The sequence below is a fragment of the Caballeronia humi genome (genome assembly GCF_001544475.1).
Lineage (GTDB): Bacteria > Pseudomonadota > Gammaproteobacteria > Burkholderiales > Burkholderiaceae > Caballeronia > Caballeronia humi.
This window is the reverse complement of the sequence record NZ_FCNW02000007.1, coordinates 126,764-149,509: the sequence shown is the minus strand read 5'-3', so window position 1 is coordinate 149,509 and position 22,746 is coordinate 126,764. Positions and strand designations below refer to the sequence as shown.

The 22,746-nt window shown below is 64.6% G+C and carries 19 protein-coding genes and 1 pseudogene; 10 read left to right on the top strand and 10 right to left on the bottom strand.

Annotation, left to right across the window (positions count from 1 at the left end):
- Window positions 1-127: 127 nt before the first annotated feature.
- On the top strand, window positions 128-1,510 hold the full coding sequence (locus AWB65_RS10590; protein ID WP_087667104.1) for an aminotransferase-like domain-containing protein: 1,383 nt from the start codon (window positions 128-130) through the stop codon (window positions 1,508-1,510).
- A gap of 45 nt (window positions 1,511-1,555) precedes the next feature.
- Here the strand turns inward: AWB65_RS10590 and AWB65_RS10585 are convergent, their stop codons facing one another.
- The 3 genes from AWB65_RS10585 to AWB65_RS10575 form a co-directional block, all read right to left on the bottom strand.
- Window positions 1,556-3,745: a TonB-dependent siderophore receptor gene (locus AWB65_RS10585; protein WP_087667149.1), complete on the bottom strand. Its 2,190-nt coding sequence runs from the start codon at window positions 3,743-3,745 to the stop codon at window positions 1,556-1,558.
- 258 nt (window positions 3,746-4,003) lie between these two features.
- On the bottom strand, window positions 4,004-5,227 hold the full coding sequence (locus AWB65_RS10580) for an NAD(P)/FAD-dependent oxidoreductase (RefSeq protein ID WP_087667103.1): 1,224 nt from the start codon (window positions 5,225-5,227) through the stop codon (window positions 4,004-4,006).
- Between the two features lie 79 nt (window positions 5,228-5,306).
- Window positions 5,307-6,464: an epoxide hydrolase family protein gene (locus AWB65_RS10575; protein ID WP_087667148.1), complete on the bottom strand. Its 1,158-nt coding sequence runs from the start codon at window positions 6,462-6,464 to the stop codon at window positions 5,307-5,309.
- A 115-nt stretch (window positions 6,465-6,579) separates the two neighbouring features.
- Here AWB65_RS10575 and AWB65_RS10570 point away from each other — a divergent pair, with 115 nt between their 5' ends.
- The 4 genes from AWB65_RS10570 to AWB65_RS10555 all read left to right on the top strand — a co-directional run bounded on the left by AWB65_RS10570 (window position 6,580) and on the right by AWB65_RS10555 (window position 9,157).
- Window positions 6,580-6,903, top strand: a complete 324-nt coding sequence (locus tag AWB65_RS10570) for an ArsR/SmtB family transcription factor (RefSeq protein WP_087667102.1) — start codon at window positions 6,580-6,582, stop codon at window positions 6,901-6,903.
- Between the two features lies 1 nt (window position 6,904).
- On the top strand, window positions 6,905-7,354 hold the full coding sequence (locus tag AWB65_RS10565) for an SRPBCC family protein (RefSeq protein WP_087667147.1): 450 nt from the start codon (window positions 6,905-6,907) through the stop codon (window positions 7,352-7,354).
- A gap of 34 nt (window positions 7,355-7,388) precedes the next feature.
- The gene (locus AWB65_RS10560) at window positions 7,389-7,925 is read left to right on the top strand and encodes a nucleoside deaminase (protein ID WP_087667101.1); all 537 of its coding nucleotides are present in this window, start codon (window positions 7,389-7,391) and stop codon (window positions 7,923-7,925) included.
- A 263-nt stretch (window positions 7,926-8,188) separates the two neighbouring features.
- On the top strand, window positions 8,189-9,157 hold the full coding sequence (locus AWB65_RS10555; RefSeq protein ID WP_087667100.1) for a ferritin-like domain-containing protein: 969 nt from the start codon (window positions 8,189-8,191) through the stop codon (window positions 9,155-9,157).
- Here AWB65_RS10555 and AWB65_RS10550 read toward each other — a convergent pair whose 3' ends face one another.
- Window positions 9,158-10,024: an NmrA family NAD(P)-binding protein gene (locus tag AWB65_RS10550; RefSeq protein ID WP_087667099.1), complete on the bottom strand. Its 867-nt coding sequence runs from the start codon at window positions 10,022-10,024 to the stop codon at window positions 9,158-9,160.
- Window positions 10,025-10,130: 106 nt separating this feature from the next.
- Between AWB65_RS10550 and AWB65_RS10545 the strand changes: the two genes are divergently transcribed.
- A complete protein-coding gene (locus AWB65_RS10545; RefSeq protein WP_087667146.1) occupies window positions 10,131-11,042 on the top strand; it encodes a LysR family transcriptional regulator in 912 nt (303 codons plus the stop codon).
- Here AWB65_RS10545 and AWB65_RS10540 read toward each other — a convergent pair.
- Window positions 10,999-13,131, bottom strand: coding sequence for an FUSC family protein (locus AWB65_RS10540; RefSeq protein WP_087667098.1), 2,133 nt, complete (start codon window positions 13,129-13,131; stop codon window positions 10,999-11,001). The two genes, AWB65_RS10545 and AWB65_RS10540, sit on opposite strands and share 44 nt — an antisense overlap.
- Before the next feature lie 163 nt (window positions 13,132-13,294).
- Between AWB65_RS10540 and AWB65_RS35530 the strand changes: the two genes are divergently transcribed.
- Entirely contained in the window at window positions 13,295-13,570 is a 276-nt protein-coding gene (locus AWB65_RS35530; RefSeq protein ID WP_125474108.1) for a hypothetical protein, read from the top strand.
- A gap of 57 nt (window positions 13,571-13,627) precedes the next feature.
- On the opposite strand, the gene AWB65_RS36315 is transcribed toward AWB65_RS35530, so the two are convergent.
- A complete protein-coding gene (locus AWB65_RS36315; protein ID WP_159907597.1) occupies window positions 13,628-13,765 on the bottom strand; it encodes a hypothetical protein in 138 nt (45 codons plus the stop codon).
- Between the two features lie 208 nt (window positions 13,766-13,973).
- Between AWB65_RS36315 and AWB65_RS10530 the strand changes: the two genes are divergently transcribed.
- Together AWB65_RS10530 and AWB65_RS10525 are read left to right on the top strand one after the other, a co-directional pair.
- Window positions 13,974-14,807 (top strand): alpha/beta fold hydrolase, encoded by an 834-nt coding sequence (locus AWB65_RS10530; RefSeq protein ID WP_087667096.1) that lies wholly within the window; start codon window positions 13,974-13,976, stop codon window positions 14,805-14,807.
- A gap of 58 nt (window positions 14,808-14,865) precedes the next feature.
- Entirely contained in the window at window positions 14,866-15,330 is a 465-nt protein-coding gene (locus AWB65_RS10525; protein ID WP_087667095.1) for a hypothetical protein, read from the top strand.
- Here the strand turns inward: AWB65_RS10525 and AWB65_RS10520 are convergent.
- Both AWB65_RS10520 and AWB65_RS10515 read right to left on the bottom strand, forming a co-directional pair.
- Entirely contained in the window at window positions 15,327-16,658 is a 1,332-nt protein-coding gene (locus AWB65_RS10520; RefSeq protein ID WP_087667094.1) for an MFS transporter, read from the bottom strand. The two genes, AWB65_RS10525 and AWB65_RS10520, sit on opposite strands and share 4 nt — an antisense overlap.
- A 104-nt stretch (window positions 16,659-16,762) precedes the next feature.
- Window positions 16,763-17,722 carry an MBL fold metallo-hydrolase gene (locus AWB65_RS10515; protein ID WP_087667093.1) on the bottom strand — a complete coding sequence of 320 codons (960 nt, stop codon included), beginning with the start codon at window positions 17,720-17,722 and terminating at the stop codon, window positions 16,763-16,765.
- Window positions 17,723-17,906: 184 nt separating this feature from the next.
- Between AWB65_RS10515 and AWB65_RS38015 the strand changes: the two are divergent.
- Window positions 17,907-19,450, top strand: a pseudogene (locus tag AWB65_RS38015) (IclR family transcriptional regulator).
- Here AWB65_RS38015 and glgA read toward each other — a convergent pair.
- Both glgA and glgC read right to left on the bottom strand, forming a co-directional pair.
- On the bottom strand, window positions 19,441-20,916 hold the full coding sequence (gene glgA, locus AWB65_RS10500) for a glycogen synthase GlgA (RefSeq protein WP_087667091.1): 1,476 nt from the start codon (window positions 20,914-20,916) through the stop codon (window positions 19,441-19,443). The pseudogene AWB65_RS38015 and the gene glgA sit on opposite strands and share 10 nt — an antisense overlap.
- A gap of 56 nt (window positions 20,917-20,972) precedes the next feature.
- Window positions 20,973-22,241: a glucose-1-phosphate adenylyltransferase gene (gene glgC / locus AWB65_RS10495; RefSeq protein WP_087667090.1), complete on the bottom strand. Its 1,269-nt coding sequence runs from the start codon at window positions 22,239-22,241 to the stop codon at window positions 20,973-20,975.
- Window positions 22,242-22,746 lie beyond the last annotated feature (505 nt).

Sequence of the window (22,746 nt, the reverse complement as noted above, 5' to 3'; positions counted from 1 at the left end):
ACTTGCGGGCACTCGGCGGTTGAGCGAATAATAGGCTGACTGTACCCACTTGAAAGGTACAATTCAGGAAGACAGTCTACGTACTGTACCCAAAACAGTGACACGTTCATCGGGAGGATTCGAGATCATGCGCGGCGAGAGGAAGAGCCTGTCTGGCGTGCTGGCGGACAATTTGAGCAGACAGATCGCCGAAGGCCTCTTGCGCGCCGGCGACAAGCTGCCCTCCATTAGGGAATATGCTGAGGCGAATGGCTGCTCGAAAAACACCGTCATCAGCGCATTCGATGCGCTGGCGGCGAACGGCCTGATCGAGCCGCGTCGCGGCGCGGGATTTTTCGTCGCGAGCGCGGGCAAGGCGCCGCAGCACGACGAGGACACGCGCACGCTCGATCGCGCGATGGATTCTGTCTGGCTGATGCGCGAGCAGTTGCAGAGCAAGCCCGGTGTGCTGAATCTCGGCGAAGGATTTCCACCGGTCGAATGGCTCGAAGAGACGCGGCTCGACCACTTTCATCAGCGCGTGGTGCGTACGGGGGTCGCATCGCTGTTTCGCTATGGGAGCCGCTTCGGGTATCTGCCGTTGCGGCAGCATCTGCAGCAAAAGCTTGCGGGCTACGAGATCGAAGCGGCGCCGCAACAGATCGTGATGACGCACGGCGCCAATCAGGCGATGGACATGGTCGTCCGCTATTTCGTGCGGCCGGGCGATGCCGTGCTCGTCGACGATCCGGGGTATTACGCGCTCTTCGGCAAGCTCAAGCTGAGCGGGGCGAATATCGTCGGCGTGCCGCGCGGGATCGACGGGCCCGATATCGCTGTGCTGGAGGAAAAGCTCAAAACGCATCGGCCGAAGCTTTTTTTCACGCAATCGGTCGGACACAATCCCACCGCCACCGATACCAGCGCCGCCAAGGCGCATCGCATCCTGCAACTGGCGGAGGCGCACGACCTGATCGTCGTCGAGAACGATGCACTCGCTGATCTCAAGCCGCGCTCGGCCATGCGGATTTCCGCGCTCGATCAGTTGCGGCGCACGATCTATATCGGGAGCTTTTCGAAGTCGGTTTCCGCGGCGCTACGAGTGGGATTCCTCGCGTGCGATGCGCATCTCGCAAGCGATCTCGCCGATGTGAAGATGCTGATTCACGTGAGCAGTTCGGAGTATTGCGAACGCACGCTCGATGCCATCGTCAGCGACGGGCATTTCCTGCGCCATACGAATCGGTTGCAGGAGCGGCTCAGGCGTGCGACGGCGGCGGGCGTTGTCGCGCTCGGCAAGCTGGGAGCGGAGATCTATAAGGTCAGCGAGCAAAGTCTTTATCTTTGGGCTGCGCTGCCCGGGCACGACGATTCGATCGAACTCGCGAGAAAGATGCTGGAGCACAACGTGATTCTGGCACCGGGGACCATCTTCTCCGCGCATGCGGATGGCACTTCGAAGTGGTGCCGGTTCAATGTCGCTTATCTCGGGGACGAGCGGTTTGTGAAGGCGTTGGAGCGGTGTCGATGAACAAGCGTGCGAGCAGGCCCGCACGCCTTTGTCACACGATCATTTTCAGAACTGCAGCGTAGCGCTCGCCACCGCCGTCCGCGTCGCCGACGGCACCACGTAGTAGCCCCACGCCGTCGTCCAGTAGCGACGATTCAGCAGGTTGTTGATACCCGCGCGCAGCGTCACGTCCTTGCCCGCGATCCGCGTGTCATAGCGACCGCTCAAGTCATAGATCACATAGCCCGGCACGTACTGCGTATTCGCGGCATCGACGGCCATGTTGCCGACGTACTTCCCGCCCAGCGCCACCGTCAGCGAACGCAGATACGACGGGTTGTACTCCACCCGGCCCGTTGCGGTAAAGCGCGGCGCGCCGTAGACACGGTTGCCTTCGATCGTCGGATCGTCGACATCGACTGCCTTCGTGTTGAGCCACATCACGCCGCCGAGCAGACGCCAGTCGCTCGCCAGTTGAACCCAGCCGCTTGCATCGAGACCGGTGTAGCGCTTCGTGCCGCTTTGCACGTATACGTTCTGCGAGTTCGTGTAGTTATAGCCCTGATCGACGCGGAACAGCGCAATATTGGCGCCCCATTTCTGACGATCGGTCTTGAAGCCCACTTCATACTGCTTGCTCTTCAGCGGCCCGAACTGCGCCGGGAAGTTGACGTTCGTGTTCGACGCCGACCCGCCCTGCTCCAGCGACTCCACATAGCTCGCGTAGACCGTCGAATACGGGTCGGTCTTGAACATCAGCGCGACGGTCGGCGTGACCGGATTGGCATCGTATTGCGACGCTACCGCGCCCGTCGGATCGTAGGTGTGCTGGCGATACTGCGTGTAGCGCAAGCCGAGCAGCGCGGACCAGCGCGAGCTGAACTGCAGGGTGTCGCTGGCATAGACGGCGGTCTGCGTCGTGAGCGACTGGCGATACAGGTTCCCGCCGATGTGCACGGCATCGTTCGTCAGCAGCGTGCTGCCGTAGATGTTGCTCTCGCCGAGCGGATAGCCGACGTTCCAGCCTTCGCTGTTGTCGTACTCGCTGACCTGCGCCTGATAGCCCGCGCCGAACACGACATCGTGCTTGATACTGCCCGTCGAGAACTGGCCCTGCACCATCGCGTCGACGTTCTGGTAGAAGTAGCGCGTGAGTGCCGCGTACAGCGTGTTCGAGTAGTTGCCGGCACTATCGAACACGTACAGTAGGCTGTCCGAGTTGTAGCGGTTTTCCTTCGCGAAACGATACTTCAGGCTCGCGTGCCAGTTCTCGCTCAGGCGATAGTCGAGGCCCGCGCCGAACGACGCCATCTCGGTCTCGTACCAGTTCTGCGGTTGCGTCAACTGGTGCGTGACCTGGCTCGCATCGGGAATGCCGAGGCCCGAGCCGAACAGCAGGCCGAACAGCGTGCCGTTGGTCTTGCGCTTCTGATAGAACGCATCGGCGGAAAGCACGAGGTCCGGCGTGATGCGGAAGTCGAACGCACCCGATGCCACCTGACGACGCAGATGACCGTTCGCCTCGGCCGTGTTGCCCTCTTCGTTCACGAGGTTCACGCGATAGCCGAAGCGCTTGTCGGTGCCGACGCGCCCGCCCACGTCGATCTTCTCGCTGAACACGCCCGCCGACTGATAGCCGATCGAGACGCTGCGATACGGGTCGTCGGTGGGGCGCTTGAGCACGTAGTTCACGATGCCGCCCGGCGCGCCGAAGCCGTACATGAAGCCCGACAGGCCCTTCAACAATTGCACCTGCTCGAACGGTTCGAGCGACAGGTCCGTGTCCCACGAGGGGAAGCTCTGGCCGTCGACCTTGATGCCGTTCAGCGTATCGATCGGGATGCCGCGCACGGTGAACATCGCGTTCTCGGCGATCGCGTTGTTGCTGATGTTCGACACCGCCGGGTCGTATTTGAAGAGGTCGTTGGCGGTCGTCGCGAACATGTCCTCGCCCTCTTCGCTCGACACGACGACCGTCGAAAACGGCGTATCGACCTGTTTGCGCGAGCCCAGCGCGCCGGCGTTGACCGTGTCGGTCGGCACGACGGCGCTCTCGCGCGATGCCGTGACGCTCACGGCGGGCAGCGTCGTCGAATCGGCGGTCGTTGCGGCGGCGGCGTCTTGCGCCCAGCCGGCGGATGAGAGCGTCGAGAGCGAAATGCCCACGCTCGCCATGAGCGCGGCACTGAGAAGCGACGGAGTACGGCGTGTGGCGCGCACAAACGCCAGACGGCTGGCGACGGAAGAAGTCTGCATGTTTTTTTGGTCGAGCAGGGGCGTACGCCGCGCAGCCTTGGAATAGCTGGGCGTCATCGCTCGTAGCGCGTGAATTAACAGTGGTTGAAAGCGGTAGGTGAAACGAAGATGGCGAGCGCAATCATAGATGAAACTGATTCGCATTTACAACACTTTTTTACAAAAATACAACGCCTAAGTAAGCGTCTTCCTGACTTGCGCCGCGCGGCCATGTAGTCCCACGGATCGACAGCAACCGCGACGCCCGATGCCCGATGCCTATTGCGCGCGCATCGTCTTCGGCGGCGTCTGCACGATGGGCGCGGCGGCTTGCAGAATGTCCTCGCGCACGCGCGTGCGCGGCGGGTAGATGCGATCGCAATTGATCGTCTGCTTGGTGCGCTTCGCTGCCTCGCCTTCCGATACCAGGTGGCGGTCCCACCCTTCCGTGTAGACCGCGCCCCACGGACCGAGGTCGAGAATCGTCGTGTACCAGTCGATCCGCAGCGGCAGCATCGGCAGGCCGTACAGATCGCAGACGACGTTGTGCCCGGCGTAGCGCCCCATCGGCCGGCCGTGCTGGCAGGACATCACCGAGGGCCTCATGCCGTCGATCGGCAGCCACGCGCAGTCGCCGGCCGCGAACGCGCCGGCGACGCCCTCCACTCGCAGGAACACATCGACGGGCACGCGGCCGAACCCGTCCGCCACGACCGGAAACTGCGCCGCGAGCGGACTCGCGCGCATGCCGCCGCACCACGCGACCGTCGCGGCCTCGACGCGCTCGCCGTTGCTGAACTCGACACCATCGGCATCGAGCGATTTGAGCGATACGCCCGGCAGCAGCTCGACGCCCAGCTCGCGCATCGCGCGTTCGATCACGGGCTGCGCGCCGCCCATCGCCTGGCCGATTTTCGGCGAGCGGTCGGCGAGGATCACGCGGATCGCCTGACGATCCGCCTCCGGGACGATGCCGCGGAGCCGCGCTGGCAATTCGGCGGCGAGTTCGACGCCCGTCAGCCCCGCGCCGACGACCACGGCCGTATAGCGCCCCGCCGGCGCCGCGCGCGACGCAAGCCCGTGCAGATGCGCCTGGAGCTTGCAGGCGCTGGCATAGGTATCGACGTCGAATGAGTAGTCGGCGAGGCCCGGTATCGCGGGATGCACGAGCGTGCTGCCTGCCGCGAACACGAGGCGGTCGTAGTCGAGTTCGAGCGGCTCAGTGGAATCGACCGACACGCGGCGGTTAGCCGTGTCGATTTGCGAGGCCGCCCCTTCGATCAGACGAACGCCGATCGGATCGAACACGTCGGCAAGCGGTACAAGCGTTTCGTCCAACCGTGACTCATAGTTGCGCACGCGAATGCTGTGATATGCCGTCGGATTCACGACGACGACCTCCACGTCGTCCGCGCTCACATGCAGTTCATCGAGCTTGCGCGCCGCACCGACCGCGCTCCACAGTCCCGCGAAACCCGCTCCGATTACCACGATTCGCTTCATGTGCCTCTCCCATGAATGCCGGTCGGCGGCGCGTTTTCAATTGCGCTATTTGCAAGCGCGCCCGAACACCGGCCCGACCCTAACGCAACGTTCCGAAGAACGTCCGCACATCATCGGCAAGCAATTCCGGCTGCTCCAGCGCCGCGAAGTGCCCGCCCTTCGGCATGACGGTCCACTGGCGAAGATCGGTGAACACGCGCTCGGCGGCCGAATGCGGTGGCCGGATCATTTCGCGCGGGAACGCGGCGTGCGCGGCGGGCACCGAAATCGTGTCGCCCGGCGGCAGGATGACCGCGCCGTGCAACCGCCCGTAGTATGGCCAGAACGACGCGTTGATCGACCCCGTGAACCAGTAGAACGCGATATCGGCGAGCATGCGGTCGCGGCTGATCGCGCGCTCGGGTTCGCCGCCGCAATCCGACCACGCCTGAAATTTTTCGACGATCCACGCCGCGAGCCCGGCCGGCGAATCGGTGAGACCGAACGCGAGCGACTGCGGCCGCGTCCCCTGGATCGCGATGTAGCCGCCCTCTTCCTGCGTCCAGCGTGCGAGTTCGTCGAGGTAGCGGCGCTCGTCGTCGGTCGGGTTCGGATAGGCGGCGGGATCGCGGCTCACAGCCGACAGCAGGTTCACATGCACGCCGATAATCGCGTCCGCGCGCGCGTACGCGAGACGGCTCGCTACCGCTGCGCCCCAGTCGCCGCCTTGCACGCCGAAGCGCTCGTAGCCGAGCACGTCGCGCATCAGGTCGAAGACGCAGTCGGCCATTGCGGGGACGTCGAAGCGCGGCTGGTTCGGGCTGAACGACAAGCCGTACCCCGGCAACGACGGCACGACGACCGTGAACGCATCGCGCGGATCGCCGCCGAAGCGTGCGGGGTCGGTGAGACGCGGGATGATTTCGAGGAATTCGAACACCGAGCCGGGCCAGCCGTGGAGAAGCAGAAGCGGCATCGGCGCGGGGCCGTTGCCTTCGATATGAAGGTAGTGCAGACGGATGCCGTGCAGCCCGACCTCGAATTGCGGAAACGCATTGAGCGCGGCTTCCTGCGCTCGCCAGTCGAAATCGTCACGCCAGTAGTCGACGAGATCGCGCAGATACGTCACGTCGGTGCCAAACTGCCAGGCGTCGCCGGGCGCCTGATCCGGAAAGCGCGTTCGGGCGAGGCGTGCCTTCAAATCGGCGATGTCTTCATCGGCGACTCGCAGTGAAAACGGAATCGGTGCGTGGTTCATGGCGTGGCCCACCTTTTCGACGACGAGCGTGACATCGCAGATTATCAGCGCCCGCGAAATCAGGCATACATCACGTTCCGCTTGACATGCAACCAAATGGTTGCATGATGATTCCATGAACGACGACGCGGTGTTTCGTGCTCTCGCGGACTCAAGCCGCAGGCTCTTGCTGGACCGGCTGCACGCGAGAAATGGCCAGACGCTCGGCGATCTGTGTCAGGGGCTCGCCATGTCGCGTCAGGCGGTCACGAAGCATCTCGCGATCCTTGAAGAAGCGAACCTCGTCGCGTGCCAGCGCCACGGCCGCGAGAAGCTGCATTTCATCAATCCCGTTCCGATCAACGAGATCGCCGAGCGCTGGATCGGCAAGTTTGAACGTCCGAGACTCAGCGCCCTGTCCGACCTCAAGAAGACCCTCGAAGGAGAAGATCATGACTGACGTGCCCACTTCCACATTCGTCTACGTCACGTTCATCCGCACCACGCCCGAGAAGGTATGGGCCGCGCTGACGAGCCCCGAATTCGTGAAGCAATACTGGTTCGGCATGCATCAGGAGAGCGACTGGAAGTCCGGCTCGTCGTGGCGCATGGTCTTCGAGGACGGCCGCATCGCCGATGCGGGCGAAGTCCTGGAGAGCGATCCGCCGCGCCGTCTCGTGCTGAAATGGCGCAACGAGTTCAAGCCGGAACTGGCGGCCGAAGGATTCTCGCGCTGCGTGTACGAGATCGAACCCGTTGATGGCGCGACGAAGCTGACCATCACCCATTCGATCGACCGCGCCGATTCGAAGCTCATCCACGCCGTGTCGGGCGGATGGCCGCGCATTCTCTCGAACCTCAAGTCGCTGCTCGAAACAGGCGAAGTCGTGTTTGCGAAGAAGGTAGACTGACCGTTCTTCATCGGCCCGGCAGAGAGCGAACCTTATGAGCATCGACACGCGTTCCATCGCAAATGACACCTGGCCCGCGCAAGGCCTCGCGCCCACGCGCGAGCAGATCGTGCGGCATCTGCGGCACGCGAGCGCCGTCGCCGAGCGCGCGACGCTGATGGGTCATCATCCGTTCGGCGCGATCCTCGTCGGACCGGATCAGGAGAGCGTGCTGATGGAGCAAGGCAACGTCGATACGGTGAATCACGCCGAGTCGGTGCTGGCGCGCGTTGCGGCGCTCAACTTCACGCCAGGGTATTTGTGGAGTTGCACGCTCTACACGACCGTCGAGCCGTGCTGCATGTGCGCGGGCACGGCGTACTGGGCGAACATCGGCCGCGTTGTGTTCGGCATGACCGAAGCGCGCCTGCTCGAAGCCACCGGCGACCACGCCGAGAATCCGACGATGAGCGTCGCGTCGCGCTATGTCTTCGATCACTGCCAGAAGCCCGTCGATCTGATCGGGCCGGTGGCCGAGGTCGAAGAGGAAGTGCTGCGCGTGCAGCGTGAGTTCTGGGCTAAACGCCGATAAAGCACCGTAACGCTTGCCGAAACCCCCGCTCGCTTCGGCAAGTCTTTCCCCCGCCTAACTATTTCTCCATCGCCGTGCATCCGTCCGGATCGCGCGCTCGTAACTGCATCTGAATGCGGCACGCAAGCTCGCGCACGTTCGCGACCGATGCCGCTTCACGCCCGCGAGTCCCATCGTCCTATCGCGCAAGGCCGTCTCTTGTCCCCAGAGCGCGCTGCTTCGCAGGCATGCCTACAACCAGCGAATCCATGAAGGAGATGACCATGAACGATGCATCGGTGCTGATGGGTGTGATGGACCGCCGCGGTGAGCGGCGCGCGCAACGCCGGCAGTTCTTTCGCAATGCGGGCGGCCTGGGGCTGGGTCTGATCGGCGGCACGCTGATCAGCGCGTGCGGGGGCGGCTCGGGCAATAACGTGATGGCGAGCACGACCACGCCGACCGACGAAGAGATCCTCAACTTCGCGCTCAACCTCGAATATCTGGAAGCGCAGTTCTATGCGTACGCGGTGACGGGCGCGGGGCTGCCCGCCGGCATGCTCGGCGGACAAGGCACGCAGGGCGCCGTGATCGGCGGATCGCAGGTGCCGTTCCAGGACCCGCTCGTCGCGCAGTACGCGAAGGAGATCGCGCGCGACGAGATGGAGCACGTCGCCTTCCTGCGCACGGCGTTGGGCGGCTCGGCGGTGGCGCAACCGGCGATCGATATCGGCGGCATCGATCCGAACGGCGCGTTCTCGACGGCGGCTCGCGCGGCGGGACTGGTCGGCGCGGGCGTCGCGTTCAATCCGTACCTGAATGACAACAACTTCCTGCTCGGCGCGTTCATCTTCGAGGATGTCGGCGTGACCGCGTACAAGGGCGCGTCGCCACTGATCACGAACAAGACGTATCTCGAAGCGGCGGCCGGCATCCTCGCAGCCGAGGCGTATCACGCGGGCATCGTGCGCACGACGCTCTACGCCAAAGGCCTGCAGACGCCGAGCCTGCGCACAGCCGCCGGCGCGATTTCGGACGCACGCGACAGTCTCGACAACACCGTCGACGACGATCAGGGCATCGTCGGCGCGACGCCCGACATCGCCAACATCGTCCCGCTCGATCAGAACGGCCTCGCGTTCAGCCGCAGCCCCGGCGACGTGCTCAACATCGTGTATCTCACGAGCGCGTCGGCCACCAAGGGCGGGTTCTTCCCGGCGGGCGTCAACGGGACGCTGCATATGAGTTCGTGATCATTGCGCGCGCTGGACAAGACCACGCAACACAGACTCGAGGCCAGTATCGCCCTTCACGATATTGGCCGCGTCCTGTTCGAACGCGATCCAGCCTTCGTTGAAGCCGTCGAGCATCTGAATGCGCGGCATCGGATCTCTCGTGCCTTGAGAACGAAAGAGCGTGCCCCATGTCTCGCGCTCGACGGCTTCCGCACGCACCGGACGACCGAGGATGCGCGCGAACGTCGCGGCAATGTCGTTGGGTGTCACGCGCTGCGGTCCTTCCAGTTCGACGATGCGATGGCCGCTCCAATCCTCCATCAACAACCGCGCGGCGACGCGTCCTATGTCCGCCGTCGCGACCATCGGCACGGGTTTGTCGAGCGGTTGCAGAAAACTCGCGATCACGCCCGTATCGCGCGCGGGCGCCACGTCCCACGCGGCGTTCTCCATGAACCACGCGGGACGCAGGAACGTGACCGGCATCGGCAGACCGGCGAAGGCGCGTTCCATCAGCGTGCGTTGTGTCAGCAGGTTCGATTGCGTGGCCTGCGCGCCGATCGTCGAAAGACACACGACCTTGCCCGGACGCGCCACTTCCAGCGCGGTCTTCACGGCGTCGATGACGGCGCGCGCTTCCGGAAAACCCGGCGCCGGATCGAACTCGGGCGGCGGGAGAATGAAGACGCCATCGGCGCCTTCGAACGCTTTTGTCAGCGCCGCCGCGTCGGACATATCGGCGAGTGCGAGTTCGCAGCCGCGCGCGGTCCATGCGTGGCCCTTGCGCGCATCGCGCACGACGGCCCGAACGTCCTGTTGCGCCGCCAACAACGCTTCCGCGAGCGCCCCACCGACTTGTCCGGTAATGCCTGTGATTGCATACATGGGGTCTTTCTCCTTGGGTAATTGAGTGCATCATAGGCGCCATCGATCGTTGATGGAATCGACTGCGTGTCACATAATTAGTGACTTCGAATCACGAGTGATGAACATGAATTTCGATGGACGGATGCTCGCGAACGTCAGCGTTCTCGCGGCGATCGTGGAAAGCGGCAGCTTCGCGCGCGCCGCCGAGACGCTGGGCCTGACACCTTCCGGCGTGAGCCGCGCGCTCGGCCGGCTGGAGTCGCGCATAGGCGTGCGCCTCTTCGACCGCACGACGCGCTCCGTCGCCCTCACTGACGAAGGCCGCCGTCTCTACGAAGACATCGCCCCGTTGATCGCCGGCATCGGCGATGCGATGACGCTCACCGCGGGATCGTCGGAAGCGGTGCGTGGGCGCCTGCGCGTGAACGTCGATCCGTTTTTCTCGCGACGGATGCTCACTCCGCACATCGCGAAGTTCCTCGACCGCTATCCGGAGATTTCGCTCGAACTCGCGTCGCGTGAACAACTGGGCGACCTGATCGCCGAAGGTTTCGACATTGCCGTGCGCTTCGGACAGCCGCCCGCATCGACGCTCGTCGCACGAAAATTGCTCGATACGCGCACCGTGACGGTCGCGTCGCCCGCGTATATCCGCAAGCACGGACGGCCTGCAACGCCCGCCGATCTCGCCGGTCACGCGTGCATCCAGATGCGCAGCACGGTGACGGGGCAGCCGCTCGAATGGGCATACAAGTCGGGGCGCAAGGTCATTCCCGCGAAGACGTCGGGGCGTCTCCTCGTGAACGACGCGGGAACGTTGCTCGGCGCGTGTCTCGCGGGCGCGGGTATCGCGCGTATCAAGGCGAGCGGCGTGCAGGCACTGATCGATAAAGGCCGCCTTGTCGAACTGCTTGGCAACTTTACGGGCGAGTCGTTTGGGCTCTACGCGCTTTATCCGTCACGCCACTTGCCTGCGGCAAAAGTGCGGGCGTTCATCGACTTCGTGATTGAAGCCCTGAAGGCGGATGAGGCTTAGCCTGCTCCAGCAGGTTCGATAACACGATCACCTGATTCACCGCGTCGGTTTCCAAACGCGTGAGACGCGTTGTCGGGAACGTGCGCAGTGCTTCAGCGCGTTCGTTGGCGGTGAGCCTTGCATCGAGCGCGTGCGCGACCGCGCGCACCCAGGCGACCAGACGCTCGTCGGTCGTTGCGACGCCGACGGTGAGCCTCGCGCGCGTCGCCGTCCCCGCGATGCGCCGCAACAGCGCGAGCGCGGTCGAGCCGAATTCCTCCGTCGCGGACGTATTCAGCCGTTCGAGCCGCAGGCGCGCCAGCGTCTCCTCCGCGTTATTGCTCGCCAGCCCCGCCGCGCGCCGCGCGCGTTCGATTTCGGCGTCGGCGATGCGGGCCCGCGCGAGTGCCGCTGCAAGGTAAGCGAGATTGGCGCTGATCGCGCGGGCGAGCTTGTCGTCGAAGCTGGCGGGCTCGCGGCTCGGCCACAGGAGAAACGTCGCCGCGAGCGCGATCACGCAGCCGAGCACGTTGTTGCCGAGCCGCGTCGCGGCGTGCACGAATTCGCCCGCGCCGACGCTCGCCGCGAAGTCCGCGACGAGCACGAAGCTCGGCGTGATGAAGAACACGAAGAGCGCATAGCTGACGGTGCGCAACGCCATCGTCGCGCAGACGAGCGGGAAGACAAAGAGTGAGATCGCGAGCGGCGTATGCACGAACAGCCCGAGTCCGGCCGCGAACAGCGCGCCGGCGACGCTGCCCGCCGCGCGTTCGACACTGCGTGTCCAGCTCGTCGCTAGCGATGGCTGGAGAATCAGCAGCGTCGCCATCGTCGCCCAGTAGCCGAACGGCACCTGAAGCGCGCGGACGATGAGGAACGCGAGCGTCGTCGCCACGCCGACGCGCGCAGCATGCCGCATCCCGATCGATTCGATCGACGCGTTCGCCTTTACCGTTTCGCCCGCGCGCCGCAGGACACTCAGCAGCGCGGCGCGCCAGTCTTTGAGCGGCGCGGCCGCTTCGACCTCGGCCGGCTCCGTGCAGAATTCGAGCGACGTCCGCTCGCCGATCGCGGCGTCGAGCCGCTTGCCGAGCGCGTGCAGGCGCTCGTGCGGTTCCGTCGATAGTTCTCCGGTTTCGCCGGTCACGATCTCGGCGAGGCGCTGCAGCGTCGCTGCGATGCCGTTCAACGCGCGCGCCGCTCGACGGGGATTCGGCAGCGTGTCGCGGCTGCGCTCGCAGGCGTCGGTCACGGCGATCAGGTACGCGAAGATCTGCTCGCTGTTGGCGAGCGCAATCAGCAGATCGCCATAGGTGCGGCGCCGGTCCGTGCGCGCCGACGGCATTTTGCCGAGCGCCGCGCGTGCCGTTTCCACGGCGCCGCGCGCCTGGCCCCGGAACGTCGACGCATGGGCGGCCCATTGCGCTGCATCGGCGTCATCGCTTTCGAGCAGGCGGGCGCAGTCGCGCGCCATGTCGGCGAGACGCAGGTACGCCGCGCGCAGCGCAGCGCGGGGCGGGCCAAAGGGATGGATACGCCAGATGGTGAAACTGAGCAGCGTCGCGAACGCGCAGCCGAGGAAATAAAGCAGCAGGAAGCGCGCATCGTCCACGCCGCCGTGCATCGGCCGGTCTACCATCACGACGCACGCCGTCGCGCCGAGAATCGCCACTTGCGACGCTGCCGCGCCGAAGATGCGCGCCCCCGCGCCGAGCGTCGAAAAGACCAGCACCGCGGCTGTCGCGGGCGCCGCGCCGAGTCCGGACGCCCACGCGGTCAGCCCGCCGCAGAGCGTCGAGAGGAACGCGAACGCCGTCATCGAGGCGAAGCGCATGCGGCTGGTGCCCGCAGCATCGGCGAGACAGGTCCAGAAAGCGCCGATCGCCGCGTACGAAAAATCCGGCTCGTGCATCAACTGACCAAGCAGGAGCATCGCCGTCGATGCGCACGCCGCGCGCAACCCTTCCGACAGGTTCGCTTCGGCAAACGCCAGCGACAACATCCACGCCGGACGGCGCCGCGCGAGCGCATCGAGAAACGCGGACCAGGTCCGCGCGTGGCGGCCCGTCACGGTCGCCGACCAGGCACGGAAATCGTCCAGATAACGCATGAATCGGCCTCGAAATCGTGCGGTCGTTCGCTTCATGCGGCCGCTCCGCGCTGCCCGCGACGTTTTTTTCGCGAACTTGACAGGCAATTATGAACGGGGCAATTTTGTGTTGCGACGCAGCAAAACGTGTGCCCCGGCCCTTCTCTTCTACGCGAGGCGAGTCATGTGGAAAATCATTCTTTGCGGTGGTGTGATCGTCGTGGCGTCGACTTCCGTATCGGGGGAATCGGCGACATCGGCGGGTGCCGCAAGTCAGGCGTTGCTTCACGAATCGGCAGCGGATCAAAACATGCGCTTGGCGAGCGTGGCGCCGTCCGCGATGCGCACGAGTTACGACAGCGGACCGTGCGGCGCGAATGCACGCCGTGTGCAGATCGACATGCGCGGTTCCATCGATGGCGGCGCACGCTGCAAACTCTATTCGAGCGAGGACGATTGAGTTTTCTGACCGCCGCTCGCAGCGAACGACGCGAGCGGCGGCCGAAGCCTTAACGCATCAATGCGCTTCGTGCTTCACATGCTTGGCGTGCGTGGACTTGTGATGATGATGCGTCGACTTGGCAAGCGCCGCAGTCGAAACGGCAAAGGTAGCGAGAAGCAAAACGGCAACACTTTTTTTAGCGAAAGCTTTCATCTGACAGTCCAGGTTGTAAGGTCGGTTTGGCCGCATCGGCGATGGTTCGTCGATGCCTGGATAGTCTAGCGTGTCAATTTTGGATTGTCGGGATTCGCCCGCGCTTTACCTCCCGCGTAATTGTTCTCCCTCCCGCGAATTGCGACGATGAAAGCATCGAACGGCCCGACGCCGTGCGACTTTAACCGCTTCGATCGAGGAGAACGACATGCCTGCCAACGCAATCACCCGCCCCAACTTCGTCACGACGCGCGACGGCGTCGAACTCTTCTATCGCGACTGGGGCACAGGCCGGCCGATCGTCTTCGTCGGCAGCTACTCGCTCCCGAGCGATATGTGGGCCTACCAGATGCTGCCGCTCACGCGCGCGGGCTTTCGCTGCGTCGCATTCGACCGCCGCGGCCACGGACGATCGAGCGACCCGGGCCGAGGCTACGACTACGATACCCTTGCCGACGACATCGCCGCCGTCATCGAATCCCTCGACCTGCGCGACGTCACGCTCGTCGGTTATTCGATGGGCGGCGCCGAAACCGTGCGCCACGTCACGCGCCACGGAACGGCGCGCGTCGCGCGGCTCGTGCTGATCGCCGCGACGCTGCCGATGCTCGCGCAGACGCCGGACAATCCCGACGGCATCGAGCGCGCCCACGTCGACGCCTTCCAGCGCGATCTCGCCACCGACTATCCGCGCTGGCTCGCCGAGAATGCGCGGCCGTTCGCGGGGCCGGACGTATCGGAGGCGATAATCGAGTGGATTTGCGAGATGGCGTTGCGCACGTCGCCGCTTGCGCTGCACGAGTGCTACGAGACGATCAACGGCGGCGATTTCCGCGCGGAACTGGCGGCGCTCGGTTTGCCGACGCTCGTCGTGCAAGGCGACGACGACGTATCGAATCCGCTTGAACTGACGTCCCGCCGAACGGCCGCGCTCGTGCCGAACGCGCGGCTCGTCGTCTACGAAGGCGCGCCGCATGGAGTCTTTCTGAGCCACACGGAGCGCCTGAATGCAGACATCCGACGGTTCGCGAGCGAAGCGTGAGCCGTTTGCGCGCGATGGTGCTATGTTAGAAAGCCGAGCCCAGGAACGGAGCATCGCGATGATCTTCCACGCATCGATACCCGCGCGCCAACCCGAGCACGCCGCCGGCGTAATCGCCGAATTGTGGGGCGGGTTCGCCGCGCCCTTTCCGGCGTTTCCCGGATCGTGGATGGCGGTGGCGGGCGACGAGCGCGGCACCGTGCTGGAGGTGTATCCGGCCGACCGCGTCCTGCATCCGGGCGACGTCGACTCCATCCCCGGCGACGCGCCACCGGCTGGCTACAGCGCATTCCACCTCGCCGTCGCGACGAAGCTGCCGGCGGAAGACGTGATCGCGATCGGCGCGCGCGAAGGCTGGCGCGCCGTGCGCTGCACGCGCGGCAATCACTTCTTCGATGTGATCGAACTGTGGATCGATAACGTCACGCTGATCGAATGCCTGACGCCCGAGATGCAGGCGCAATACCTCGCCTTCGCGAAGCCCGAAACGTTCCGCGCGATGGCGGGCGCGGGCGCACGCTAGAAACCGCGCTTGGAAGGCTCTTTCGCGACACCCAGCATCAGCGCAAGTCCGCTCAACAGCAACAATCCGGCAAGCAGATAGACAGCGAGATCCATACTGCCGGTCGTCGTGCGAATCTGGCCGATGGCCCACGGACTCACGATCCCGCTCGTGATCCCGATGCTGCTGATGAACGCGATGCCGGCCGCCGCGGTCTTGCCCGTCAGATAGCTCGGCGGCACCGACCAGAAGATCGGCAGCGCTGCGAAAATCAGCACGCAGGCGACCGAGAGGATCGCGAGCATCGCCGGGAAGCTCGGCAGGTGCAGCGTGAGCGCCGAGAGCGCGAGGCCGCCGCCGATCGTGCAGAACGCGAAGTGCTTGCGGCGCTCCTTCACGCGGTCGGAATGGCGCGCGATCAGAATCAGCCCGACCGCGCCGATCGCATTCGGCACGACCGAATACAAGCTCACCGACACGACGTCCTTGATGCCGAAATCGCGGATCATCAGCGGCATCCAGAAGCTCAGCGTCAGCGAAGCACACGTCAGCGAAAAATAGATGAACGCGAAGAGATAGACGCGCGGATTGCGCAGCGCGTCCAGCAGACTGTGCGAATCGTGAGCGTTTGGCGCGGCGTGGCTTTCGGCGCAGAGCGTCTCCAGCCGATCACGCTCGAAGGGCGTAAGCCACTTCGCGTGGCGTGGCGAATCGACGAGATAGACGAGCGCCACGAAGGCGAGCAGCACGGCCGGCGCGCCTTCGATCGCGAACATCCATTGCCAGCCGAAGAGGCCGAGCACGCCGCCCATGTCGCGCATGATCCAGCCGGACACGAGCCCGCCGAACACACCCGCCACCGCGACGCCCGCGAAGAACACCGACAGCACCGCCGCGCGCCGGCTCGCCGGGAACCAGTAGGTCAGGTACAGCACGATCCCCGGAAAGAAACCCGCCTCGAACACGCCAAGCATGAAACGCAGCAAATAGAAGTGGCCGGGCGTCGAGACGAACATCATCCCGACCGAGGCAAGTCCCCACAGCAGCATGATCCGCGTGAACGTGCGGCGCGCGCCGTATTTCGCGAGCAGGAGGTTGCTCGGCACCTCGAACATCACGTAGCCGATATAGAACACGGCGGCGCCGAGGCCGTACATCGCGTCGCTGAAACCAAGATCGTGCTTCATCTGCAACTGCGCGAAGCCGATGTTGATGCGGTCGAGAAACGACACCACGTAGCAAAGAAACAAAAACGGGATGATTCGCCAGGCGACCTTGCGCAACAGCAGGTCGTCCTCATCCGCGACGGCGGTCACGGGGACCGTCGCCGTACTGATCGGCTTCGACATGTCTCACTCCAGGAACAGGATGGCCGGCGTCTGATGCGCCGTGGATTGAATTGAAGAGGGACGCGAACGGCGGGCGCCGTTCGCGGTGATTTGACTAAGGAGGCTCAGTCCTGCAGCGCGGCCCACATGTCCTTGTCGCGCTGCGCGGTCCAGATGCGCGGATGCGTGATGCCGCTCGCTTCGTCGAACGCGCGCGAGACGTCGAACGGCAGGCAGTGCTCGTAGATGAACACCTGGCCGAACTTCGGGTCCATCGATTTGCGCGTATGCGCCATCGCGCCCTTCAGATCGAGCTTCTCCTCGACGGCTTCGCGACCCGCCTGCAGGAGTGTCGTCACGAAGTCCTTTGTGTAGTCGATGCCCTTGTTCACGTCCGCCGGCGACAGCAGCGCGGGGCCGCGCCCCGGTACGAGCTTCTCGGCGTTCAGCGCGCGCAGGGCTTCGAGCGTCGTCGGCCATTGTTCGAGTTGCGCGTCGCCGCAATAGCAGGCGGCATCGTATTCGACCAGGTCACCCGAAAACAGCACTTTCTGCGACGGCAGCCAAACGATCGTATCGCCCTTCGTGTGGCCCGAGCCGAGATGCGCGATCTTCACTTCGAGCTTGCCGAGCCACAGCGTGATTTCCTTCTCGAAGACGAGCGTCGGCCAGGTCAGGCCCGGCACCGTTTCGACGCCCGCGAAAAGCCGCGGAAAGCGCTCGATTTCGGATTTCATGTCCTGCTCGCCACGCTCGACGATCATCTCGTACGTGCCGCGACTCGCGATCACCTGCTGCGCGCCCTCCGCGAAATACGCCGACGCGCCCAGCACGCGCACCGCGTGATAGTGCGAAAGGACGACGTACTTGATCGGCTTGTCGGTGACGCTGCGGATTTTCTCGATAAGGTCTTGCGCCATTGCGGGCGTGGCCGTCGTGTCGACGATCAGCACGCCGTCGTCGCCGATGATCACGCCCGAGTTCGGATCGCCTTCCGCCGTGTACGCGTAGGCGTTCTCGGAAAGCTGCGTGAAGGTGATCTTCTTGACTTCCAGGTCGGCCTGGGATGCAAATGCCTTTGCCATTGTCGTCTCGCTTAAGTGTTCTGTGAGGGGATGGGACGATGATCGGCGTCACACGAATATTTGTCAACAGCAAGTATGCTTGCTATACGCAAATTACGGGTAAACGCCGGGTAGCGGGCGCCGCTTCTGGTTTTAGGGCGCGTCTCGGCTACCATCTCCCTTTCTCGAAATCTTGCCAACCGGGATTTGCTTGGGCGAACCATCCATAAACGTCGCGCCGGAGAAGAAACAGCGCGGTATTCAGAGCGTCGAGGTCGGCGGGCGGCTGCTTGATGCGCTCGCGCGCCATCGCGCGCCGCTCGCGTTGAGCGTCCTCGCCGATGCCGCGCAATTGCCGACTGCGCAGGCACATACCTATCTTGTCAGCCTGACGCGGCTCGGGCTCGTCAAGCGCGACGCGCTTACCGGCAATTACGAGCCCGGTCCGTTGTCGCTGCGGCTCGGTTTGCTGCACCTCGAACAACAGAGCGCGTATCGCGTGGCCGTGCCGCACGTCGCGGCGCTCGCGGAATCGACCGGGTTCAGCGTAGCGGTGTGCGTCGGCGGACCGCAGGGGCCAACCATCGTGCGCTACGAGCGCGGCGGGTATCCGCTGCATGTGAATCTGCACGTCGGCACGGTGATGTCGCTCTCAGCGACGGCCACCGGCCGCGTCTTCCGCGCGTTCCACGATTCCGCGCAAGTCGCCGCGATGCTCGTGAATCAGCGAGACGCGCTGCTTCCCGACGAGCGCATTGAGGAAATCCGCGCACGCGGTATCGAGCGCAGCGTCGATTCGCCGAGCCCCGGCATCAGCAGCCTGAGCGTGCCCGTCGTCGATGCGTCGCAGCGCATGCAACTCGCACTGACAGTGATCGGCCCATCAGGTTCGATCGATGTCGGGTGGGACGGCCCGGTCGCGCAAGCGCTCCTCGCGACGGCGCGCGACATCGCCGCACTCTTATGACGCCTTCCACCGACGACACCAAAGCCCAGCGCGGCATCAGCGCGCTCGACAACACCGGCGACCTGCTGCTCGCGCTCGTGGGCGCGGGGCGGCCGCTGTCCCTGCGCGATCTCGCGGCGGCCGCCGGGATGCCCGCCGCGAAGGCGTTCCCGCATCTGGTGAGTCTGGTCAAGATCGGCCTCCTGACCCGCGACGACGCCGGCCTGTTCGAAGCGGGGCCGTTGAGCCTGGAACTCGGCTTGATCGCGCTTCAGCGCCTTTCGCCGATCCGCGACGCCGAGCCGGAAATCGCCGCCCTCGCCGCCGACACCGGCATGAGCGTCGCGGCGGCGGCGCTCGGGCCGCTCGGGCCGACCGTCGTGCGATTGGAGGAATCGGCGCGACCGCAGCATGTGAGCTTGCGGATCGGCACGGTAATGTCGCTCGTGAATACGGCGATCGGGCGGGTGTTCGCGGCGCATCTCGCGCGCGACGTGCTCGCGCCGCTGTTGCAGCAGGATGGCATCCGGCTCGCGGGCCGGGCCAGTCCGCCAGACGACGCCTACGAGACGCGCCTCGCCTCGATAAAGCATGAAGGCTTCGATACCGCGCTGGACGCGCCCGTCCCCGGCATCCACACGCTGGCGGCGCCGGTCTTCGACCACACGGGGAGCGTGTGTCTGGTCATCGCGGTGATCGGCTCGTCGGGCGGGTTCGACAGCGATCCCGCCGGCGCGCTCGCGCAGCGCCTGCTGACCGCGACGCGCCGGCTTTCATGGCGCTTCGGCTTCGCTCAAGGCTGATCCGACGGCCTCAGCCCCCGATAAATCTCCGCATAATCCTGCGCTGCCGCTTCCCAGCCGAAGTTCTTCGTCATTGCGCGGCGCATCACCGTTTTCCACTCGGTACGGCGTGCCTTGAGCGCGAACGCCCGTCGGATCGCCGCGACGATGCCCGGCCGCTCGAACGCGTCGAAGACAAAACCCGTCGCGAGATCGTCGGCGAGATTTTCCAGCGACGAATCCACGACCGTATCAGCGAGCCCGCCCACGCGATGCACGAGCGGCAGCGACCCGTAAGCGAGCGCATACAACTGCGTGAGGCCGCACGGCTCGAAGCGCGACGGCACCATCACGATGTCGCAGCCCGCGATGATCGAATGCGACAGCGTCTCGTCGAATCCCAGTTCCACCGCCACCGCGCCCGGATGCGCCGCCGCCGCGTTCTTCATGCCGTTTTCGAGCGCCAGGTCGCCGGTGCCGAGCACGGCAAGCTGCCCGCCGCGCTGAACGATGTCCGGAATCGCCGACAGCAGCAGATCCAGCCCCTTTTGCTCCGTCAGACGGCTCACGACGCCGAAAAGCAGCGCGTCGTCGTTGCGTTCAAGCCCCAGGCGCTCCTGCAGCGCCGCCTTGCATTTCAGCTTGCCGGTGGGCTTGGCGGGCGTGTAGCGGGTGTCGATCGTCGTATCCGTCGACGGATTCCAGATCGAATAATCGACACCGTTCAAAATGCCGCTGATGTCGTGCGAACGCGTCTGGAGCAGGCCGTGAAGGCCCGCGCCGTGTTGCTGCGTCTGGATTTCGCGCGCGTAGGTGGGACTCACCGTCGTGATGCGTTCAGCGAAATAGAGCCCCGCCTTCAGGAACGACAGGTGGCCGTAGAACTCGACACCATCGACCGCCAGGAAATCGGGCGGGAGTTGCAGAACGCCGAATTGCTCCGCCGGGAAGACGCCCTGGTATGCCAGGTTATGCACCGTCATCACCGACGGGATGCGCGGCGTGCCGCTGGAACGCTCGAACGCGCGCAGATACGCCGGCGCCAGGCCCGCGTGCCAGTCGTGCGCGTGGAGAATGTGGGGATGCCAGTCGGGATCGGCGCCCGTCGCGACGCGCGCCGCCGCCCACGCGAGCAGCGCGAAGCGGCGGTCGTTGTCGCCGTACGGATGATGCGACGCGTCCAGATACGGGTTGCCCGGACGGTCATAGAACGAATCGGCCCGGACGACGTACACCACGACGCCGTGCGGCTCCAGAAGACCACGCTCCAGCCGGACTTCGCCCGCGCCGAAGGCGTGGCCGAGCACGGCGACCGGCTCGATGCCGGTCAATCCCGCGAGCACTGCCGGAAAACCCGGCAGGATCACGCGCGCGTCGGAGCCCAGTTGCGATTGCGCGGGCGGCAGCGCGCCCACGACATCGGCGAGTCCGCCGGTTTTCAACAGCGGATACATCTCAGCTGCGACATGCAGCACGCAAACGGTCATCGGCTCTCCAGTCGATTGCTTTTATTGGTCGGGGGCGGCGCAAATCCGCCGCGCCGTTATGTGAGCCGTCGCAGCGCCTCCTGCGTAACGAGCGTAATGCCCGTCTCGGTGCGGAAAAAGCGCCGGGCGTCTTCCTCGGCGTCCTCGCCGATCACGAGCCCCTCCGGCACGGTGCAACCCCGGTCGATCACGACGCGCGTCAGGCGGCAGTTCGGTCCGACGGTCACTTGCGGCAACAATACTGCCTCGTCGATGTGACAGAACGAATGCACCCGCACCGCCGACGACAACACCGACTTCGACACGTGCGAACCCGAAATCACGCAGCCGCCGCAAACGAGCAGGTTCGTGATCTCGCCCTGCTCGCCTTTCAGGTCGCGCACGAACTTCGCGGGCGGAAGCTGCTCCTGGTTGGTCCAGATCGGCCATTTGCGGTCGTAGAGGTCGAGTTCGGGAATCGTCGAGGCGAGGTCGAGGTTCGCGGCCCAGTACGCGTCGACCGTGCCGACGTCGCGCCAGTAGGCCGGCGCGTTCGGGTCGCTATCGGAGGTCACGCACGACATGCCGAACGGATGCGCGATCGCGCGGCCGGTCGTCACGACGCGCGGGATAATGTCCTTGCCGAAGTCGTGATCCGTGTTCGACGCCGCGATGTTCTCCTCCAGCAACTGGAACAAGTACTTTGCGTTGAAAACGTAGATGCCCATGCTCGCGAGCGCGATGTCCGGCTTGCCGGGCATCGGCGGCGGGTCGGCGGGCTTTTCGAGGAAGGCCGTGACGCGGCGGTCTTCATCGACGTGCATCACGCCGAATGCGACCGCCTCCATGCGCGGCACCTCGATACAGCCGACCGTGCAGTCCGCGCCGCTTTCGACGTGATCCAGCACCATGCGCGTGTAGTCCATCTTGTAGATATGGTCGCCCGCCAGCACGACGATAAACTCCGGCGCGATCGACCGGATGATGTCGAGGTTCTGGAACACGGCGTCGGCGGTGCCGCGATACCAGCTCGAATCGACGCGCTGCTGCGCCGGCCAGATATCGATGAACTCGTTGAACTCGCCGCGCAGGAAGCCCCAGCCGCGCTGCAGATGGCGCAGCAGCGAATGCGCCTTGTACTGCGTAACGACGGCGATGCGCCGGATGCCGGAGTTCAGACAGTTGGACAGCGCGAAATCGATGATCCGGTATTTCCCGCCGAAGTGAACGGCAGGTTTGACGCGCTTGTCGGTGAGCGGTCCGAGCCGTGTCCCGCGCCCGCCCGCCAGTACGATTGCGAGCGTGGACTTCTGCAAATCGGTGCGATTCTTTGCCAGCGTCTCCATTCCAGCCTCCTGATTTGACTTGCGGTTATTGATGTCTGTCCGTCTTCTGATCGCCCCGCTTTCTTCGTGGATCTGTTTCCTGTATTTCTTTAGCGCATAGGTAGTATGAAAGTGAATGCGCGGCTTTGCGCGTGAAAAGCATTATCGGGCTCGCAAGCGAAATAGTGTGCCGGCATTACCCGTTTTTTTCGAGTGGCGAATAATCGTTCGGGTCGGAGAAATAAGCCGCTGTTTAGCGAAGACAATCAGCAATCGCCATGCCGTTTGTTGCATCGGCGCTACCATTTGCGCACCGCGCGGGCGCACTGGACCGTAAAACCTCGCGCGTTTGCACGAGTTTGCAATTAATAACCAAGTGGCAATGCCGCAGCGCGCCAAGGCGCGGCACAATAGGACTCATGCGCCGGGCGGTCCTTTCGGGCTTCAGTGCTCCGGCGTTCTTTAGCTAAACATGCAAATCGCCGCTCTCGTTTATCGTTTGCGGCGCGCGTGTTGTTTCGACGAA

Bases quoted from the DNA above. Each gene is read 5' to 3' on its own strand.
- glgA (WP_087667091.1), bottom strand. From the start codon at position 20,916: ATGACCGTTTGCGTGCTGCATGTCGCAGCTGAGATGTATCCGCTGTTG.
- AWB65_RS10530 (WP_087667096.1), top strand. From the start codon at position 13,974: ATGCCTGCCAACGCAATCACCCGCCCCAACTTCGTCACGACGCGCGAC.
- AWB65_RS10560 (WP_087667101.1), top strand. From the start codon at position 7,389: ATGAGCATCGACACGCGTTCCATCGCAAATGACACCTGGCCCGCGCAA.
- AWB65_RS36315 (WP_159907597.1), bottom strand. From the start codon at position 13,765: ATGAAAGCTTTCGCTAAAAAAAGTGTTGCCGTTTTGCTTCTCGCTACC.
- AWB65_RS10550 (WP_087667099.1), bottom strand. From the start codon at position 10,024: ATGTATGCAATCACAGGCATTACCGGACAAGTCGGTGGGGCGCTCGCG.
- AWB65_RS10570 (WP_087667102.1), top strand. From the start codon at position 6,580: ATGAACGACGACGCGGTGTTTCGTGCTCTCGCGGACTCAAGCCGCAGG.
- AWB65_RS35530 (WP_125474108.1), top strand. From the start codon at position 13,295: ATGTGGAAAATCATTCTTTGCGGTGGTGTGATCGTCGTGGCGTCGACT.
- glgC (WP_087667090.1), bottom strand. From the start codon at position 22,241: ATGGAGACGCTGGCAAAGAATCGCACCGATTTGCAGAAGTCCACGCTC.
- AWB65_RS10545 (WP_087667146.1), top strand. From the start codon at position 10,131: ATGAATTTCGATGGACGGATGCTCGCGAACGTCAGCGTTCTCGCGGCG.
- AWB65_RS10515 (WP_087667093.1), bottom strand. From the start codon at position 17,722: ATGGCAAAGGCATTTGCATCCCAGGCCGACCTGGAAGTCAAGAAGATC.
- AWB65_RS10585 (WP_087667149.1), bottom strand. From the start codon at position 3,745: ATGCAGACTTCTTCCGTCGCCAGCCGTCTGGCGTTTGTGCGCGCCACA.
- AWB65_RS10575 (WP_087667148.1), bottom strand. From the start codon at position 6,464: ATGAACCACGCACCGATTCCGTTTTCACTGCGAGTCGCCGATGAAGAC.
- AWB65_RS10555 (WP_087667100.1), top strand. From the start codon at position 8,189: ATGAACGATGCATCGGTGCTGATGGGTGTGATGGACCGCCGCGGTGAG.
- AWB65_RS10580 (WP_087667103.1), bottom strand. From the start codon at position 5,227: ATGAAGCGAATCGTGGTAATCGGAGCGGGTTTCGCGGGACTGTGGAGC.
- AWB65_RS10525 (WP_087667095.1), top strand. From the start codon at position 14,866: ATGATCTTCCACGCATCGATACCCGCGCGCCAACCCGAGCACGCCGCC.
- AWB65_RS10540 (WP_087667098.1), bottom strand. From the start codon at position 13,131: ATGCGTTATCTGGACGATTTCCGTGCCTGGTCGGCGACCGTGACGGGC.
- AWB65_RS10520 (WP_087667094.1), bottom strand. From the start codon at position 16,658: ATGTCGAAGCCGATCAGTACGGCGACGGTCCCCGTGACCGCCGTCGCG.
- AWB65_RS10590 (WP_087667104.1), top strand. From the start codon at position 128: ATGCGCGGCGAGAGGAAGAGCCTGTCTGGCGTGCTGGCGGACAATTTG.